At 72.1% G+C, this 15,780-nt stretch carries 14 protein-coding genes; 8 read left to right on the top strand and 6 right to left on the bottom strand.

What is annotated here, in order from left to right; translation table 11 throughout:
• Nucleotides 1-566: 566 nt before the first annotated feature.
• Nucleotides 567-857, bottom strand: coding sequence for a chorismate mutase (locus tag ACGFZF_RS28815; RefSeq protein ID WP_147980806.1), 291 nt, complete (start codon nucleotides 855-857; stop codon nucleotides 567-569).
• Nucleotides 858-1,187: 330 nt separating this feature from the next.
• Here ACGFZF_RS28815 and guaA point away from each other — a divergent pair, with 330 nt between their 5' ends.
• From guaA to ACGFZF_RS28795, 4 genes are all read left to right on the top strand, one after another.
• Nucleotides 1,188-2,789: a glutamine-hydrolyzing GMP synthase gene (gene guaA, locus ACGFZF_RS28810; protein WP_393558808.1), complete on the top strand. Its 1,602-nt coding sequence runs from the start codon at nucleotides 1,188-1,190 to the stop codon at nucleotides 2,787-2,789.
• A gap of 104 nt (nucleotides 2,790-2,893) precedes the next feature.
• Nucleotides 2,894-3,682, top strand: a complete 789-nt coding sequence (locus ACGFZF_RS28805; RefSeq protein ID WP_393558806.1) for a class II aldolase/adducin family protein — start codon at nucleotides 2,894-2,896, stop codon at nucleotides 3,680-3,682.
• 135 nt (nucleotides 3,683-3,817) lie between these two features.
• Nucleotides 3,818-5,047 (top strand): hypothetical protein, encoded by a 1,230-nt coding sequence (locus tag ACGFZF_RS28800; protein WP_393558804.1) that lies wholly within the window; start codon nucleotides 3,818-3,820, stop codon nucleotides 5,045-5,047.
• A 144-nt stretch (nucleotides 5,048-5,191) separates the two neighbouring features.
• Nucleotides 5,192-5,677, top strand: coding sequence for a DoxX family protein (locus tag ACGFZF_RS28795; protein WP_393558904.1), 486 nt, complete (start codon nucleotides 5,192-5,194; stop codon nucleotides 5,675-5,677).
• On the opposite strand, the gene ACGFZF_RS28790 is transcribed toward ACGFZF_RS28795, so the two are convergent.
• Entirely contained in the window at nucleotides 5,587-5,847 is a 261-nt protein-coding gene (locus ACGFZF_RS28790) for a hypothetical protein (RefSeq protein ID WP_393558802.1), read from the bottom strand. The genes ACGFZF_RS28795 and ACGFZF_RS28790 overlap by 91 nt on opposite strands.
• Nucleotides 5,834-7,186, bottom strand: coding sequence for a PspC domain-containing protein (locus ACGFZF_RS28785; RefSeq protein ID WP_393558800.1), 1,353 nt, complete (start codon nucleotides 7,184-7,186; stop codon nucleotides 5,834-5,836). Before ACGFZF_RS28785 ends, ACGFZF_RS28790 begins: the two co-directional genes overlap by 14 nt.
• Before the next feature lie 156 nt (nucleotides 7,187-7,342).
• On the opposite strand from ACGFZF_RS28785, the gene ACGFZF_RS28780 reads away from it, so the two are divergent.
• Complete coding sequence (locus tag ACGFZF_RS28780) at nucleotides 7,343-8,611, top strand: PspC domain-containing protein (protein ID WP_384868204.1); 1,269 nt, start codon at nucleotides 7,343-7,345, stop codon at nucleotides 8,609-8,611.
• Complete coding sequence (locus ACGFZF_RS28775) at nucleotides 8,608-9,315, top strand: response regulator transcription factor (RefSeq protein WP_147980814.1); 708 nt, start codon at nucleotides 8,608-8,610, stop codon at nucleotides 9,313-9,315. The genes ACGFZF_RS28780 and ACGFZF_RS28775 overlap by 4 nt, the downstream gene beginning before the upstream one ends.
• A gap of 50 nt (nucleotides 9,316-9,365) precedes the next feature.
• Here the strand turns inward: ACGFZF_RS28775 and ACGFZF_RS28770 are convergent, their stop codons facing one another.
• Nucleotides 9,366-9,770, bottom strand: a complete 405-nt coding sequence (locus tag ACGFZF_RS28770; RefSeq protein ID WP_393558797.1) for a DUF3291 domain-containing protein — start codon at nucleotides 9,768-9,770, stop codon at nucleotides 9,366-9,368.
• A gap of 84 nt (nucleotides 9,771-9,854) precedes the next feature.
• Complete coding sequence (locus tag ACGFZF_RS28765) at nucleotides 9,855-10,937, bottom strand: NlpC/P60 family protein (RefSeq protein WP_393558795.1); 1,083 nt, start codon at nucleotides 10,935-10,937, stop codon at nucleotides 9,855-9,857.
• Between the two features lie 348 nt (nucleotides 10,938-11,285).
• Between ACGFZF_RS28765 and ACGFZF_RS28760 the strand changes: the two genes are divergently transcribed.
• Nucleotides 11,286-11,639: a hypothetical protein gene (locus ACGFZF_RS28760; RefSeq protein ID WP_393558793.1), complete on the top strand. Its 354-nt coding sequence runs from the start codon at nucleotides 11,286-11,288 to the stop codon at nucleotides 11,637-11,639.
• Between the two features lie 217 nt (nucleotides 11,640-11,856).
• On the opposite strand, the gene ACGFZF_RS28755 is transcribed toward ACGFZF_RS28760, so the two are convergent.
• On the bottom strand, nucleotides 11,857-13,011 hold the full coding sequence (locus ACGFZF_RS28755; protein ID WP_393558791.1) for an NlpC/P60 family protein: 1,155 nt from the start codon (nucleotides 13,009-13,011) through the stop codon (nucleotides 11,857-11,859).
• A gap of 277 nt (nucleotides 13,012-13,288) precedes the next feature.
• Between ACGFZF_RS28755 and pcrA the strand changes: the two genes are divergently transcribed.
• A complete protein-coding gene (gene pcrA / locus ACGFZF_RS28750; RefSeq protein ID WP_393558789.1) occupies nucleotides 13,289-15,769 on the top strand; it encodes a DNA helicase PcrA in 2,481 nt (826 codons plus the stop codon).
• Nucleotides 15,770-15,780: the final 11 nt, after the last annotated feature.

Raw genomic sequence — 15,780 nt, 5'->3', positions numbered from 1 at the left:
TGACCAGGGGGGTTGGTTGTATGCGGAGGACGGAATCCTCGTGTGACACGCGTCACTCATCGAAACGGGCCGGGGCGCCGTGCACGGGGAGGGGCGCCGGGCCGGAATGCGCGACAGGGCCCCGCGCCGCGATTCCGGTCGCGGGCGCGGGGCCCTGGGGGTCGGCACCGGAGTCAGGGCAGTCGCGGCGCCGAGGGAACGCGGCGCCGGGGGGTTGCGCCGCGGTGGGTGGGAGCTGTGGGTGAGGGACCGGGGGTGTCTCGCCTCGTGCTCGACGGGTGCGGCCGGCGCATCCGTCTGGACCGATTGCGGTCGGCCCCGGGCGTCCCCGGGGCCGACCGCCTTTTCTGGGTGACCGGGCTGCTGTCCCCTGCCGTCCGGTCACACGCGCTGGAGCGAGGTCCCACGACGTACCTGGGGTACGTCACACGCTCCAGCGAAGCCACGCGTGGTTTTCTCGGGCCCGCCCCTGGGTGGCACGGACAACGGGACCAACGAAGGGGCACGCGAGCCGGTCACGCGCCGTACGGGTGAGAGCGGACTCGAACGCGGATGCGGAGGCCCACTCAGATGCGGCCCCGGCACAGCTCCAGCATGGTCATCGCGAGCGCCGTGCCCGGCTTGCCCAGCGCGTCCCGGTAGTGGCCGAGCACCTCCATCTCGCGCGCCAGGTTCACCCGCCGCCCGCCCGAGCCGATCCGGGCCTCCTGGATGACGGCCGAGACGGCCATGCGTTCCTGGATCAGGCCGATGATCCGGTCGTCGAGCGCGTCGATCCGGTCGCGGGCGTCGCCGATCAGGGCCGCGGCCTCGTCGGTGCGGGCGCCGGTCTTCTCGGTGGTGGGCATGGCGGTCATGGTGGGGCTCCTCGTGGTGTCCGGTGGGGGAGCCCCGGGGCGGCAACGGCCCGGACACGACAGACGCCCCGGGCCTTGTCGGCCCGGGGCGCCTGGGAAGTCGCTTGTCAGTTGCTCAAGCAGCACGACCATGGCAGCCGGTGGGCCGGTTGCCATAGGTAAAGACGTACGTCGTGAGCTTGCGCATGCGGACAGTATGGACCCCGGCCGGTGCACCCGGCCAAACCGGGTTCGGATGGTGAGACGAAAAGCGACCACCGGCGCGCCGGTAGAATCGACAAATAGCCCCCCTCTCGGGGGAACCTCTCCTACCGCCGGAAGGCCGCCGTAGTGTCATCAGCGACTCCCGCTGCCGCGCCCGACGTCTCCAACCCGGACGTAGTCCTCGTTGTCGACTTCGGGGCCCAGTACGCCCAGCTCATCGCCCGCCGTGTCCGTGAGGCCCGGGTCTACAGCGAGATCGTCCCGTCCACCATGCCGGTGGCCGAGATGCTGGCCAAGAACCCCAAGGCGATCATCCTCTCCGGCGGCCCGTCTTCCGTCTACGCGGAGGGCGCCCCGCGTCTCGACCGTGCCCTCTTCGAGGCGGGTGTCCCCGTCTTCGGCATGTGCTACGGCTTCCAGCTGATGGCGACCACCCTCGGCGGCACCGTCGACAACACCGGTGCCCGCGAGTACGGCCGCACGCCGCTGCACGTGTCCAAGGCCGGTTCGACCCTCTTCGAGGGCACCCCGACCGAGCAGTCCGTGTGGATGTCGCACGGCGACGCCTGCTCCGCCGCCCCCGAGGGCTTCTCCGTCACCGCGTCCACGGACGTCGTGCCGGTCGCGGCCTTCGAGAACGACGAGAAGAAGCTGTACGGCGTCCAGTACCACCCTGAGGTGCTGCACTCCACGCACGGCCAGCAGATCCTGGAGCACTTCCTCTACCGGGGCGCCGGCATCGAGCCGACCTGGACCACCGGCAACGTCATCGAGGAGCAGGTCGCGGCCATCCGCGAGCAGGTCGGCAGCAAGCGCGCCATCTGCGGCCTGTCCGGCGGCGTCGACTCGGCCGTGGCCGCGGCGCTCGTCCAGAAGGCCATCGGCTCGCAGCTGACCTGCGTGTACGTCGACCACGGCCTGATGCGCAAGGGCGAGACCGAGCAGGTCGAGAAGGACTTCGTGGCCGCCACCGGCGTCCAGCTGAAGGTCGTCGACGCGCAGGAGCGCTTCCTCACCGCGCTCGCCGGGGTCTCCGACCCCGAGCAGAAGCGGAAGATCATCGGCCGTGAGTTCATCCGCGTCTTCGAGCAGGCGCAGATCGAGATCATCGAGGAGTCGGCGGGCGCCGGCGAGGACGTCGCGTTCCTCGTCCAGGGCACCCTCTACCCGGACATCGTCGAGTCCGGCGGCGGCACCGGCACCGCGAACATCAAGTCGCACCACAACGTGGGCGGCCTCCCCGAGGACCTGGAGTTCGAGCTCGTCGAGCCGCTGCGCCAGCTGTTCAAGGACGAGGTCCGCATGGTCGGCCAGGAGCTCGGCCTGCCCGAGGAGATCGTGCAGCGCCAGCCCTTCCCGGGCCCGGGTCTCGGCATCCGCATCGTCGGCGAGGTCACCAAGGACCGTCTCGACCTGCTGCGCGACGCGGACGCCATCGCCCGCGAGGAGCTGACGGCCGCCGGTCTCGACCGCGAGATCTGGCAGTGCCCTGTGGTCCTGCTCGCCGACGTGCGCTCCGTGGGCGTGCAGGGCGACGGCCGCACGTACGGCCACCCGATCGTGCTGCGCCCCGTCTCCTCCGAGGACGCGATGACGGCGGACTGGACCCGCATGCCCTACGACGTGCTGGCCCGGATCTCGACCCGCATCACCAACGAGGTCGCCGATGTGAACCGTGTGGTGCTCGACGTGACGAGCAAGCCGCCGGGCACCATCGAGTGGGAGTAGTCCCTCCCGTACGCCGGTGAAGCCGCCGCCCCGCAGGACGGGGCGGCGGCTTCGTCGTGTGATCTCTCTGGCCAGTTGTGATGACCGGCGTTACCTTCCCGCGCATGAGCGAGATACCGGCCCCCGTGCCCGTCGAGCGGCTCCACTTCGCCCTGCCTCCCGTGCACGAGACCGCCGAGGAGGAGCGCGCCCATCGCAAGGGGAGACTCGCGGGCGCGCTCCGGCTCTTCGGCCGGCTCGGATACGAGGAAGGCGTGTCGGGCCACGTGACCGTGCGCGACCCCGAACTCCCGGACTGCTTCTGGGTCAACCCCTTCGGTGTGCCGTTCGCCGAACTGAGCGCGAGCGGGCTGGTCCTGGTCGACGGCGACGGGCAGGTGCTGCAGGGCGGCCACCCCGTCAACCAGGCCGCGTTCGCCGTGCACGCTCAGGTCCACCGGGCGAGGCCGGAGGTCGTCGCCGTCGCGCACAGCCACTCCGTCCACGGGCGCGCGCTCGCCGCCCTCGGGGAACTGATCGAGCCGATCACCCAGGAGGCGTGCGCCTTCTACCGCGACCACGCGCTCTACGACGCGTACACCGGCGTCGCCGTGGACCCGGAGGAGGGGAAGCGGATCGCCACCGCGCTCGGTCCCTACAAGGCGATCGTCCTGCGCAACCACGGACTGCTGACCGTCGGGGGCTCGGTGGACGCCGCGGCCTGGTGGTTCATCGCCATGGAGCGCTGCGCCGAGGTGCAGCTGAAGGCGCGGGCCGCGGGCAGGACCGTGCCGATCGGTCACCGCGAGGCGATGGCCACCCGGGAACAGCTCGGCTCCGACCTGGCCGCCTGGATCAACTACCAGCCGCTGTGGCGGGGGATCAGCCGCACGGAGCCCGAACTCCTGTCCTAGGACATGCCCTTCCGTCAATGTGATGACGTTTCAATCACTCTTGCGCAGGGCGCTCGAAGCACTCCGGAGAGCTGCGGGATGCGGCACAATTCCCTGTATTCGAAGGCAAGTTGAAGCATCGGGAGTGGGGCTGTCGTGGCGGTACAGGAAGCCGGACAGTGCGGGGACCACGCACGGTGCGCCGAGAGAGGCCCGGCGGGGCACCGGCGCGCGGTCGCCGCGTTCCTCGCCCGACGGGACGAGCTGGCCCAGGGCAGGGGCGTGCCCGCAGCGGTCGCCCACTCGCCCGTCGCCTCCCGGCAGTGGGTCTCCGACGCACTGGCCCAGTCCGCCCGGACCGTCGCCGCAGGCGGGACCGCCGCGGGCGACGCCTGGTTCCGGCGGGTGCGCGGTGTGACCTTCGGCGTCGTCTGGGGCGCGGTCCTCGCCCTGCTCCTCGGGCAGGCGCTCACCGCGACCGGCACGGGATGGACCGGACCGCGCACCGCCGCGCTGGCCGCGGCGCTCCTCCTGGCGGTGCCGCTGACCGCCGCGGCACAGGCGCACCGGGCGCGCGGCGGGCTCCTCGCGCCGCTGGTCGGACCGGACAACCGGCTCTCCACCTCCCGCGCGGTCGCCGCCGGCTGGCTGCTCCTCGTCGCGTACACCGTGCTCTTCCTCGCCCTGCGCCTGGTCACGGGCGCCGACGGAATCGGCCTCGGACTCGCCCACGGCGCCGGGCTGCCGGCCGTGTCCGCGCTGACGGCCGCCGTCTCCGTAGCCGTGCACGCGCTCGTCCGGGTCCGGATCGTGGGTCAGCGCCTGCAGAAGATCCGGGCCGACCGGCCACGCGCCGCCGACCTGCTCTGCGACGACGACGGCCGGGCCTCGCTCGCCGACGTCCAGTACGTCGTGGTGTCCGCCGCCGCCGTGGTGCTGTGCGGGGTCCGGCTCGGGCGGGAACCCGACCGGCTGCCCGGGCCGCCCTGGACCCTGGTGCTCCTGGTCGCGGTCTCGGCGGCCTGGTACCTCGCCGCGAAGGGCGCCGAGGGCGGCCGTCCGACGATTCTCTCCGTGGTCCGGTCCCGCGAGGCGGGCGACCTGGACGCCCCGATCCGCACCGGCGACGACATCGAGATCCGCGGCCTGGGGTTCGTCCCGCCGGGGGCCTCCGGCCCGGACGCGTTGACCCGACTGGTCGTACGGATCGGATCCGTGCACGCCCATGTGCCGCTGGTCCCCGTGGCCGGCGGATTCGCCAACCCTACGGACACCGCACTCACCGTCCCGCTCCCGGCGGACGTGGAGCCCGGCCGGGTCGAGGTGTGGGTCGTGACGGCGGCCGGGGTGGAGACCGATCGGGTCACGATCGACGTCGTCGACTGAGCCCGGGCCGGGCGGTCTGAACTCCCGACGCGCTCCTCGCGTATCCAGATACAGGGGGTCCGGGGACAATCGGTTCTGCGGACAGTGGCGCGGAGAGGCAGGCCGACGATGGCACGAAGGCAGCGGACGAGCGGGGCGCACGGCATGTCTGGCGGCGGCGCCGCCACCGGGTGGAAGGCGACCGCGTCGCGGTACGCACTGGTACCGCTACGGCTCTTCCTCGGCGTCACCTTCATCTACGCGGGGATCGACAAACTCACCGACTCCGCCTTCCTGTCCGACACCGGCACGGGCTCGATCGGCGAGATGATGCGGGGCGTCCGGGACAGCTCGGCCATCCCGGCCCTCGTCGACCTCGCGCTCCACAACCCCGTCGGCTTCGCGTACGCCATCGCCCTCGGAGAACTGGCCGTCGGCATCGGGACCCTGGTGGGGCTCTTCGGCCGGCTGGCCGCTCTCGGCGGTGCGCTGATCTCGCTGAGCCTGTGGCTGACCGTCAGCTGGCAGACCGACCCGTACTACTACGGGAACGACCTGGCCTACCTGATGTCCTGGCTGCCGCTGGTGCTGGCCGGGGCCTCGGTGTTCTCGCTCGACGCGCTCCTCGCCGAACGCCGGCGTATCCGGTAGGCCACCCAGGTGACCAGGGCGGCCGTGCCCAGGCCGCCGCAGAGCACGGGCACGACTGCGTACCAGGGGGTGACCCAGGCGTCGGCCGCGTCCCCCGCGTAGAGGGCGGCGAGGGCGAGGGCGGTCCCGCCGGCGATCAGCCGCCCGGGACGGAACTCATGAAGCAGCACGGGTGACCTCCACCTGTCCGAGACCGACCTCCAGGGAGAGGTCCAGCGTGCCGGCCGGGGTGGTGCCCGCCGGCGGGGTGAGCGTCCGGGTCACGTTCCGGTCCGGGGCGATGTCGATGTCCCCGGGGTGCTGCTGGGGGAGCTGGAGATCGCCCAGGCCGACCTGGGCCCGCAGTGTCACCGTGACGTTCTTCGGGACGATCACCTCCAGCTTTCCGGCGCCGACCTCCGCCTCGGTCGTGACCGTCGTGCCCGCGGGCACGACGAGTCCGGACAGGTCGAGGGTGCCGGCACCCGTGCCCAGTTCGTACCGGGACTGCACGGCGGCGACCGTCGCCGGCTTCCAGGTCGTCCGGGCCCAGTCGGTGGAGATCTCCTTCGGGAGGGCGACCGCCACCGCGAGCAGTCCGGCCGTGACGATCGTCAGGAAGATCGTGCCGAAGCCGGTCCGGCCGAGGAAGCTGGAGAGCACCAGGCCCAGGCCGAACACCGCCAGGGCGGCGACCAGACCGATCTGCAGGCTCGTGCCCAGCGGATGCGCCTCCCACGACAGGCCGGTGCCGAGGCCACCCGCCAGCAGCGCCAGCAGGAAGACCAGGCCGCCGATCGAGCGCGGCCCGCGCCGGACCGTGGACGCGGCCGGCCGGCCCCCCGCCTCGGGCGTGCTGCGACCCCACTGGCTGCCGGGCACCGGCACCTCGCCGCCGGGGAACTCGCCGTCCTCCATGACACCGTGCGGCCCCCAGAGGTAGCCGACGGCGATCCTGCCGGTCGACCCGTCCTTGACGATCGGGTCCTTCCACCAGGACGGGAACTCCACCAGCGGCGGGGCCTTCGTCTCCGGCGGCGCCTCGGCGACCGCGGCGGCGGTGGCCGCGTCCAGCCGGCTCTCCGGTTCGCCGGCGACGGCCTGGCGTCGCTGCCTCGACCAGGCGGCCGCGCCGCACACCGCTATCGACAGCATCATCCCGAACGCGAGCGTCCCGCCGTTCCCCAGCATCGACAGGAACACGCCGCAGCCGGCCAGCGCCATCAGCACGGCCGCCAGCGAGGCCCCGTCGACCCGGCCGCCCAGCAGCCTGCGCCCTTCGTTCTCCTCCTCGCCCGCGAGCGGTATCAGCAGCCACGCGAAGCCGTAGAAGATCAGCCCGATGCCTCCGGTGACCGACAGCACGCCGACCGAGATCCGGAAGATCACCGGGTCCAGGTCGAAGTGGCGCCCGAGGCCACCGCATACTCCGGCCACCACCTTGTGCCGCTGCGAACGCCGCAGCGACGTGAGGGACGGGGCCTCCGCCGGCGGCGGTGCCTCGTGCGAGGAAGGCGTCGAACTCGTCATGGCTCCATGGTGACGGCCCGTGACCTTCTGCGGCACCGGGACCGACCCTGGCCCGACCCTGATCTTCGCGCGGCGCGCCACCCCGAGACCGAGTCAGGGGCGATCTCAGGGCCGACCCTGATGTTCCCGCACGGGCGTCCGTGTGACGATCGGTGCATGCCCACCACCGCCCGCGTCGCCGAGACCGACGAACCGCCCGTGCGCAAGCTCTACCGGAGCGCCGACGGACGGTGGCTCGGCGGTGTCGCGCGCGGCCTCGCGGGACATCTCGGGCTGCCCGTCGTCTGGGTTCGCGCCCTGTTCGCGGCGCTGCTCCTCGCGGACGGCCTCGGCGCCCTGCTGTACGCCGTGTTCTGGATCGTCGTCCCGCTCGGCGTCGGCGGTCGCAGCGCGCCACGCCCCGTCTTCGAGACCACCGCCGACGGCCGGCGCCGGCTGCGCAAGCCGGACCGCGGCCAGGTCTTCGCACTCATCGCCCTGGCCATCGGCGCCGCCGTCTTCGTCGGCAACATCGACTTCGGCAACCAGGCCGACCGTTACGTCTGGCCGACCCTGCTGATCGGCGTCGGCGTCGTGCTCGTCTGGCGCCAGGCGGACAACGCCCGCCGGGCCAGCTGGACCGACGCGGGCCGCCGCCGTCGCACCCTCCAGCTCGTCCGCGGGCTCGCGGGCGTCGCCCTGGTCGGACTCGGGCTGACCGCCTTCATGGTCGTCCGCGGCTCGGCCGCCCAGCTCGGCACGGCGTTCACCGCCGCGATAGCCGTGCTCACCGGCATCGCGCTGCTCGCCGGGCCCTGGCTGGTGCGGATGTCGCAGGACCTCTCCGAGGAGCGGACCATGCGCATCCGTGCCCAGGAGCGGGCCGAGGTCGCCGCCCACGTCCACGACTCGGTGCTGCACACCCTGACCCTGATCCAGCGCAACGCCGAGGACCCGGGCGAGGTGCGACGCCTCGCCCGCGCCCAGGAGCGGGAGCTGCGGAACTGGCTGTACAAGCCGGAGGGCACCGGCAAGGACGAGGGCGAGGAGCCCGACACCCTCGCCGAGGCCGTGAAGAAGGCCGCGGCCGAGGTCGAGGACAAGCACGGCGTGCCGCTGGAGGTCGTGGTCGTCGGCGACTGCCCCCTCGACGAGAAACTGGCCGCACAGATGCAGGCCGCGCGTGAGGCGATGGTCAACGCCGCGAAGTACGGTGGCCAGGGAGGGGCGGTGCAGGTCTACGCCGAGGTGGAGGGCCGTACGGTCTTCGTCTCCGTCCGGGACCGGGGGCCGGGCTTCGATCTGGATTCGGTACCCGGCGACCGGATGGGCGTACGAGAATCGATCATCGGCCGGATGCAGCGCAACGGCGGTTCCGCCCGGCTGCGGTCCGTACCGGGTGGAGGCACCGAAGTGGAGCTTGAGATGGAGAGGGCGGACGCATGAGCGACGAGACCGGGACCGGGACGACCGCGGAGGAGACCCCGGAGCGCCGTGTACGGGTCGTGCTCGTCGACGACCACCGGATGTTCCGCACGGGTGTGCAGGCCGAGATCGGCCGGACCGACGTCACCGGCGTCGAGGTGGTCGGCGAGGCCGCCGACGTCGAGCAGGCGGTCGCGGTCATCACCGCGACGCGGCCCGAGGTCGTCTTGCTGGACGTCCACCTGCCGGGAGGAGGCGGCGTCGAGGTGCTGCGTCGCTGCGCGAGCCTGATGGCGGCCGCCGAGCAGCCGGTCCGCTTCCTCGCGCTGTCGGTCTCGGACGCGGCCGAGGACGTCATCGGGGTGATCCGCGGCGGTGCCCGCGGATACGTGACCAAGACGATCACCGGCACCGACCTCGTCGACTCGATCTTCCGGGTGCAGGAGGGCGACGCCGTGTTCTCGCCGCGGCTGGCGGGCTTCGTCCTGGACGCCTTCGCCTCCACCGACGCCCCGCCGGTGGACGAGGACCTGGACCGCCTCACCCAGCGGGAGCGGGAGGTGCTGCGGCTCATCGCCCGCGGATACGCGTACAAGGAGATCGCCAAGCAGCTCTACATCTCGGTGAAGACGGTCGAGTCGCACGTCTCGGCGGTGCTGCGCAAGCTCCAGCTGTCCAACCGGCACGAGCTGACCCGCTGGGCGACCGCCCGCCGGCTGGTCTGACCCGTGGGCGCGGCCGCCCGGGCGCGGCGGCCGGCCCGCGGCGCCCGTCGTCAGCTCGCCGGCTTCGCCTCCTCCGCCGCGAGCCTGCGCCGGGCCTCGTCCCAGTCGAGCGGGAGCTGCTCGACCGGCACCTCCCAGAAGGTGAAGGTCGAGTCCCGCATGGTCGAGCGCAGGCCGCGCATGATCGAACGGTGCGGCTCGGCGCGCGCGTAGGCGTAGAGCGCGTCGCGATCCTCCCAGGCGGAGAGGGTGTAGAAGGTCCGCTTCAGCGGCTGGGCGATCAGCGAGGCGCCCAGTGCGCCGGGCGCGGACCTCACCTGGCGCCAGGCGGCGAGGGACTTGAGGAAGAAGCGGGGCACGTCCTTGAGGGAGCGCACCTCGAATCGGGAAGCCATCACCTGTGCCCGCGTTCCGGGGCGGGCCTGGTTCGGGACGGTCCAGGGGAGCGTGGGCATCGCGCGGTCCTCTCCACATTCGGATAGTGGCACTACCCATAGTAGATAGCGCCACTATCCAAGCGTCAAGGGAGTTCCCGCCGTTCAGGTCACGCGGGTGGCCCCCGCGAACGGCATCTCGTCGATCGGCGCGATCCGCACCGGAGCGCCCGGCCGCGGCGCGTGGATCATCTGGCCGCCGCCGATGTACAGGCCGACGTGGGTGATGCCCGAGTAGAAGAACACCAGGTCACCCGGCGCCAGTTCGGAGCGCGACACCCGCTGCCCCGCGTTGATCTGCGTGTACGTGGTGCGCGGGAGCGAGACGCCCGCCGCCCGCCAGGACGCCTGCGTCAGGCCCGAGCAGTCGTACGCCGACGGCCCGGTCGCGCCCCAGACGTACGGCTTGCCGATCTGTGCCTGGGCGAAGGCGATGGCCTGCGCGGCGCGGGAGTTGGGCGCCGACACCGGACCGCGCGGCAGCGATCCCCGGTCCGCCCGGACGGCGGCGGTGTCCCCCGAACTCCCGCTGCCCGTCCGGCCGGGCCCCGCCGTGGCGGCCTCGTAGCGCGCCCGCTCCTCGGCGGTCAGCCGGGCCAGCAGCGTACGGGCCTCGGTGAGCTTGCCCTGGACCGCGGCCTTCTGCCGTCGCAGGTCGGCCTCGTGCCCCTGGAGCTCGGTCAGCCTCTCCGCCGACTCGCTGTGCAGCTGCCGGAGGCCGGTGAGTTCGCGGTGCACGGAGGCGACGGCCGCCGCCTGCCGCTCGCCGGCCTTCTCGGCCAGCGCGGCCCGGGCCAGGTACTGCTCGGGGTCGGAGGTCAGGGCGAGCTGCACGGCGGGGTCCAGACCGCCCGCGCGGTATTGCGCCGTGGCGATCGAGCCGAGCCCGTCGCGCGCCTCGTTGAGGCGGTCGGTGCGGCGGGCGGCCTCGTCGCGCAGCCGGTCGAGCGAGCCGCGTGCCTGATCCGCCTTCTCCTTCGCGCCGTTGTACTTCTCGGTGGCCGCCTCGGCCTCCTGGTACAGCTGGTCGACCTTGGCCTTCACCTGAGCCGGAGTGAGCGCCGGCTCGGCGTGCCCGGAGCCCTCGAAGAGCGTCGCCGTCGCAGCGGAGGCGAGGGCGAGCGTGGCGGCGGTCCTGACCGCCTGGCCGCCGAGGGGGAACTGCCGGGGCTTTCGGTGTGCTGCCACGAGGGCGGGTCACATCCTCTCCCTGTGGGGGTCGTTGCCCGACCGGGCCCGGCGGCGGACCGCACAGGGGAGACGGCCCACCGCCGGATTCCCCGGCGGGGGTGACCGGCTGCCGCCGGAAGGACCGACGGTGGTGGGGTGCCGGCCACCTGGAGGAGGACGCTAAACCTGGACGTCACGGGGTGGTGTCGAGATGACCGTTATTGGCGTCAGTTGGCGCTCCCGGACCGTTCCCATCCGGCCCCGGCGCCCCAGGAGTGCCGCATTGCGGAGCGGGCGTGACCGAAGCACCGGACAAGGTGGACCCGACCGGAGGGGCGGTGGTATGGCCCGGCTAGGCTCCGCCCCATGGACGTACTCATCAATGTCTTCGTCGCCCTGCACATCATCGGAATCGCCTCCCTGCTCGGCGGCTTCCTGACCCAGATGAAGGCGATGGGCGCCGGTACGGCCCGCTTCGTGCCCGCGATGCTGCACGGCGCGCTGACCATGCTGGTCACCGGCATCGTGCTGGTCGGCCTCAACCAGGCCGACGACCAGCCGGTCGACAACGTGAAGATCGGCGTCAAGCTCGCGGTCCTCGTCGTGATCCTGGCCCTCGTCTACGTCAAGCGGGACGAGGAGAAGGTCGACAAGGGCGTCTTCGCGGCGGTCGGTGGTCTGACCGTGGCGAACATCTTCATCGCGACGCTCTGGACGTGACGGGAACCGCCCGGCGCGTCCGACGGGCCGGGCGGCCCCTCCGACGGGCCGGGCGGCAGGGCGCCGGGTAGGCGTCTGCGGGGCCGGATCCGGGCCGGCGCGGGTCGCGCCGGCCCCGCCGCGGGCAGCACGGTGCGGCAGGGCCAGGCGGTATCAGGGCCCCGAAGCCCGAAGCCCGAAGCCCGAAGCCCGAAGCCCGAAGCCCGAAGCCCGAGGCTCAGGCCGGGCGCACGCTCCCGTAGATGGGCATGTAGTAGATCGACTCCTCGCGCACGTTCGCTCCCGGCTTCGGCGCGTGGATCATCATCCCGTCGCCGATGTACAGGCCGACGTGGCTGATGTCGTCGTAGAAGAAGACCAGGTCGCCGGGGAGCAGGTCCGCCGTCGCGACCCGGGTGCCCACCTCCACCTGGTCCCAGGTGGTGCGCGGCAGGTCGACGCCCGCCGCCCTCCAGGCGGCCTGGGTGAGTCCCGAGCAGTCGTACGAGCTCGGGCCCGTCGCCCCCCACACGTACGGCTTGCCGATCTGGCTCCGGGCGAAATCCAGGGCCTTCTCCGCCTTGGCCGCGTAGGTCGAGCCCGAGCCGCCGGTCGACGGCGTCGTCGGTGCGGTCGTCGCCGGAGTCTCGGCCTGCCGGCGCCGCTCGGCCTCCGCCGCCTCGGCCTTGGCCTTCTCCTCGGCCTGGCGCCGGGCCTCGGCCTCCCGCTTGCGCTCCAGCTCGGCGAGCCGGGCCTTCTCCTCGGCGGTCAGCCTGGCCAGCAGCGTGCGGGCCTCGGCCAGCTTGCTCTGGACGGTCCGCTTCTTCGTCTGCAGTGCCGCCTGCGAGTCGGTGAGGCTCTCCAGGCTCTTCGTGGCCTCCGCGCGCTGCTTCGCCGCCGCGGCCCGCTTGCTCTCGTAGTCCGCGACCGCACCCCGCTGCCGCTCGGTGAGCCGGTCCATCAGGTGGGTCTGGTCGAAGTACGCCTGCGGACTGTCCGCGAAGATCAGCGCCGCGGTGGGCCCGACGGCTCCGCCGCGGTACTGCGCCGCCGCGTACGAGCCGAGGGCGCGACGCGACTCGTTGACCGCGTCCGTGCGCCGGGCCACGTCGTCCAGGATCCCGTCGACCTTGGTGCGCTGCTGGTCGGTGGCCTCCTTGGCCCGGTTGTACTCCTGCGTCGCCGTGCCGGCCTGCCGGTAGAGATCGTCGACCTTCTTCTGGATCTCCTCCACCGTCGGCGCCGACGGTGCCGACGGCGTGACGGGCGCGGCCTCGGCACTCTGCGTGGACAGCAGGGTGACCGAGGCGAGGGCCGCGGCCGTCGTGACCCCGACGGCGGGGGAGTGCGTGCGAGTGCTGCGCGGCTTGCGATGGGACGCCAAGACCGGCATCTCCTTCCGTGACCGCCGAGAGGGACGCCCGGATACAACCGCCTTGTGGCGAAACCGGGTTCGGCGTGAGCGGCCCGCTCGGCGCGATTCGCCGTCGGAGGGGACGGGCTGCTTGGGCGAGCACGCTAGCCAACCGCCGGGGCGGCTGGGAAGTCCGATGCTCGATTTGTCCGATACATTTTCGTGACCTGATCCGGATGGCCACCCTCCGTGATTGTGCGGTGACTTCGGAAGGTGGGGGCGGGTTGTCGGTGCGGCGGCCTAGACTCGTGAGGCGATGAGCAGCCTTTTCGACGACAGCTTCCTGGCGAACCTCCAGAACCACTCCTCGGAGGAGCACCCGCCGCCGCCCGAGGACCACGACCACGGCGCCCCGGCCGCGGAGGAGGTGCCGCACGACCTCTTCGGGGAGTGGGGCCTGCCCCGGGCGGCAGCGCCCGAGGGCGGCTTCGGCGAGCCCTCGTCCCGTGACGCGTACTACCGCGACGGCGCCCCGCGTCCCGTCGTGGACCCCGCCGCGCTCCTGGACGGGCTCAACGAGCAGCAGCGCGCCGCCGTCGTCCACACCGACACCCCGCTGCTCATCGTCGCGGGCGCCGGTTCCGGCAAGACCCGGGTGCTGACCCACCGGATCGCCCACCTCCTGGGGACCCGGCACGTCCATCCCGGCCAGATACTGGCGATCACCTTCACCAACAAGGCCGCCGGCGAGATGAAGGAGCGCGTCGAGCAGCTCGTCGGCCCGCGCGCCAACGCCATGTGGGTCATGACCTTCCACAGCGCGTGCGTCCGCATCCTGCGCCGCGAGTCGAAGCGGCTCGGCTTCACCTCGTCCTTCTCGATCTACGACGCGGCCGACTCCAAGCGCCTGATGGCACTGGTCTGCCGCGACCTGGACCTCGATCCCAAGAAGTTCCCGCCGAAGGCGTTCAGCGCCAAGATCTCGAACCTGAAGAACGAGCTGATCGACGAGGAGACCTTCGCCGACCAGGCCGCCGACGGTTTCGAGAAGACGCTCGCCGAGGCGTACCGGATGTACCAGGGACGCCTGCGCGAGGCCAACGCCCTGGACTTCGACGACATCATCATGACGACGGTCCACCTGCTCCAGGCGTTCCCCGACGTCGCCGAGCACTACCGGCGCCGCTTCCGGCACGTCCTGGTCGACGAGTACCAGGACACCAACCACGCCCAGTACACGCTGGTACGGGAGCTGGTCGGCACCGGCTACGAGGACCTCGGACCGGCCGAGCTGTGCGTCGTCGGTGACGCGGACCAGTCGATCTACGCCTTCCGCGGCGCGACGATCCGCAACATCCTCCAGTTCGAGGAGGACTACCCGGACGCGACCACGATCCTGCTGGAGCAGAACTACCGCTCCACGCAGACGATCCTCTCGGCCGCCAACGCCGTCATCGAGCGCAACGAGAGCCGCCGTCCCAAGAACCTGTGGACGAACGCCGGCGCGGGCGCCCGGATCACCGGCTACGTCGCCGACACCGAGCACGACGAGGCCCAGTTCGTCGCCGACGAGATCGACCGGCTCACGGACGCCGGGGACGCGAAGGCCGGCGACGTCGCCGTCTTCTACCGGACGAACGCGCAGTCCCGGGTGTTCGAGGAGATCTTCATCCGCGTCGGCCTGCCCTACAAGGTCGTCGGCGGTGTGCGCTTCTACGAGCGCAAGGAGGTCCGGGACGTCCTGGCCTACCTGCGCGTCCTCGCCAACCCCGAGGACAACGTCCCGCTGCGCCGCATCCTGAACGTCCCCAAGCGCGGGATCGGCGAGCGTGCCGAGGCCATGATCGACGCCCTCTCCCTGCGCGAGAAGATCACCTTCCCGCAGGCGCTGAAGCGGGTCGACGAGGCGTACGGCATGGCGGCGCGCTCGGCCAACGCCGTCAAGCGCTTCAACGTGCTGATGGAGGAGCTCCGCACCATCGCGGACTCCGGCGCCGGCCCCGCCGTCGTGCTGGAGGCCGTCCTGGAGCGGACGGGCTACCTCGCCGAACTCCAGGCCTCCACGGATCCGCAGGACGAGACCCGGATCGAGAACCTCCAGGAACTCGCCGCCGTGGCTCTGGAGTTCGAGCAGGAGCGAGGCGAAGAGCCCGCGACCCTCGCGGAGTTCCTGGAGAAGGTCGCGCTCGTCGCCGACTCCGACCAGATCCCCGACGAGGACGAGGAGGGTTCCGGCGTCATCACGCTGATGACCCTGCACACCGCCAAGGGGCTGGAGTTCCCGGTGGTGTTCCTGACCGGCATGGAGGACGGCGTCTTCCCGCACATGCGGGCACTCGGCCAGACCAAGGAGCTGGAGGAGGAGCGACGCCTGGCGTACGTGGGCATCACCCGTGCCCGCGAGCGGCTCTACCTGACCCGCAGCTCGATGCGCAGTGCCTGGGGCCAGCCCTCGTACAACCCCGCCTCGCGCTTCCTGGAGGAGATCCCGCCGACGTACCTGGAGTGGAAGCGGACCGGGCCCATGGCCAAGCCCGCCGGGCCGACCTCAGGGATCACCTCCTCGCTGTCCTCCTCGCGTTCGCGCTCGGGTCCCTCCGGCTTCGCCACCCGTCGTGCGGGCGACAAGCCCGTCGTCGCGCTCCAGCCGGGGGACCGGGTCACGCACGACCAGTTCGGCCTCGGCACGGTGGTGCAGGTGACGGGCGTGGGTTCGGACGCGCAGGCGACGATCGACTTCGGCGACGAGAAGCCCAAGCGGCTGCTCCTGCGGTACGCGCCCGTCGAGAAGCTCTGACGGCCGGAGCG

This window comes from Streptomyces sp. NPDC048338 (genome assembly GCF_043201055.1).
Classification (GTDB): Bacteria; Actinomycetota; Actinomycetes; order Streptomycetales; family Streptomycetaceae; genus Streptomyces.
This window is presented reverse-complemented; position numbering and strand designations above follow the sequence as displayed.

Bases quoted from the DNA above. Each gene is read 5' to 3' on its own strand.
- ACGFZF_RS28775 (WP_147980814.1), top strand. From the start codon at position 8,608: ATGAGCGACGAGACCGGGACCGGGACGACCGCGGAGGAGACCCCGGAG.
- ACGFZF_RS28785 (WP_393558800.1), bottom strand. From the start codon at position 7,186: ATGACGAGTTCGACGCCTTCCTCGCACGAGGCACCGCCGCCGGCGGAG.
- ACGFZF_RS28780 (WP_384868204.1), top strand. From the start codon at position 7,343: ATGCCCACCACCGCCCGCGTCGCCGAGACCGACGAACCGCCCGTGCGC.
- ACGFZF_RS28755 (WP_393558791.1), bottom strand. From the start codon at position 13,011: ATGCCGGTCTTGGCGTCCCATCGCAAGCCGCGCAGCACTCGCACGCAC.
- ACGFZF_RS28770 (WP_393558797.1), bottom strand. From the start codon at position 9,770: ATGCCCACGCTCCCCTGGACCGTCCCGAACCAGGCCCGCCCCGGAACG.
- pcrA (WP_393558789.1), top strand. From the start codon at position 13,289: ATGAGCAGCCTTTTCGACGACAGCTTCCTGGCGAACCTCCAGAACCAC.
- ACGFZF_RS28795 (WP_393558904.1), top strand. From the start codon at position 5,192: ATGTCTGGCGGCGGCGCCGCCACCGGGTGGAAGGCGACCGCGTCGCGG.
- ACGFZF_RS28815 (WP_147980806.1), bottom strand. From the start codon at position 857: ATGACCGCCATGCCCACCACCGAGAAGACCGGCGCCCGCACCGACGAG.
- ACGFZF_RS28805 (WP_393558806.1), top strand. From the start codon at position 2,894: ATGAGCGAGATACCGGCCCCCGTGCCCGTCGAGCGGCTCCACTTCGCC.
- ACGFZF_RS28760 (WP_393558793.1), top strand. From the start codon at position 11,286: ATGGACGTACTCATCAATGTCTTCGTCGCCCTGCACATCATCGGAATC.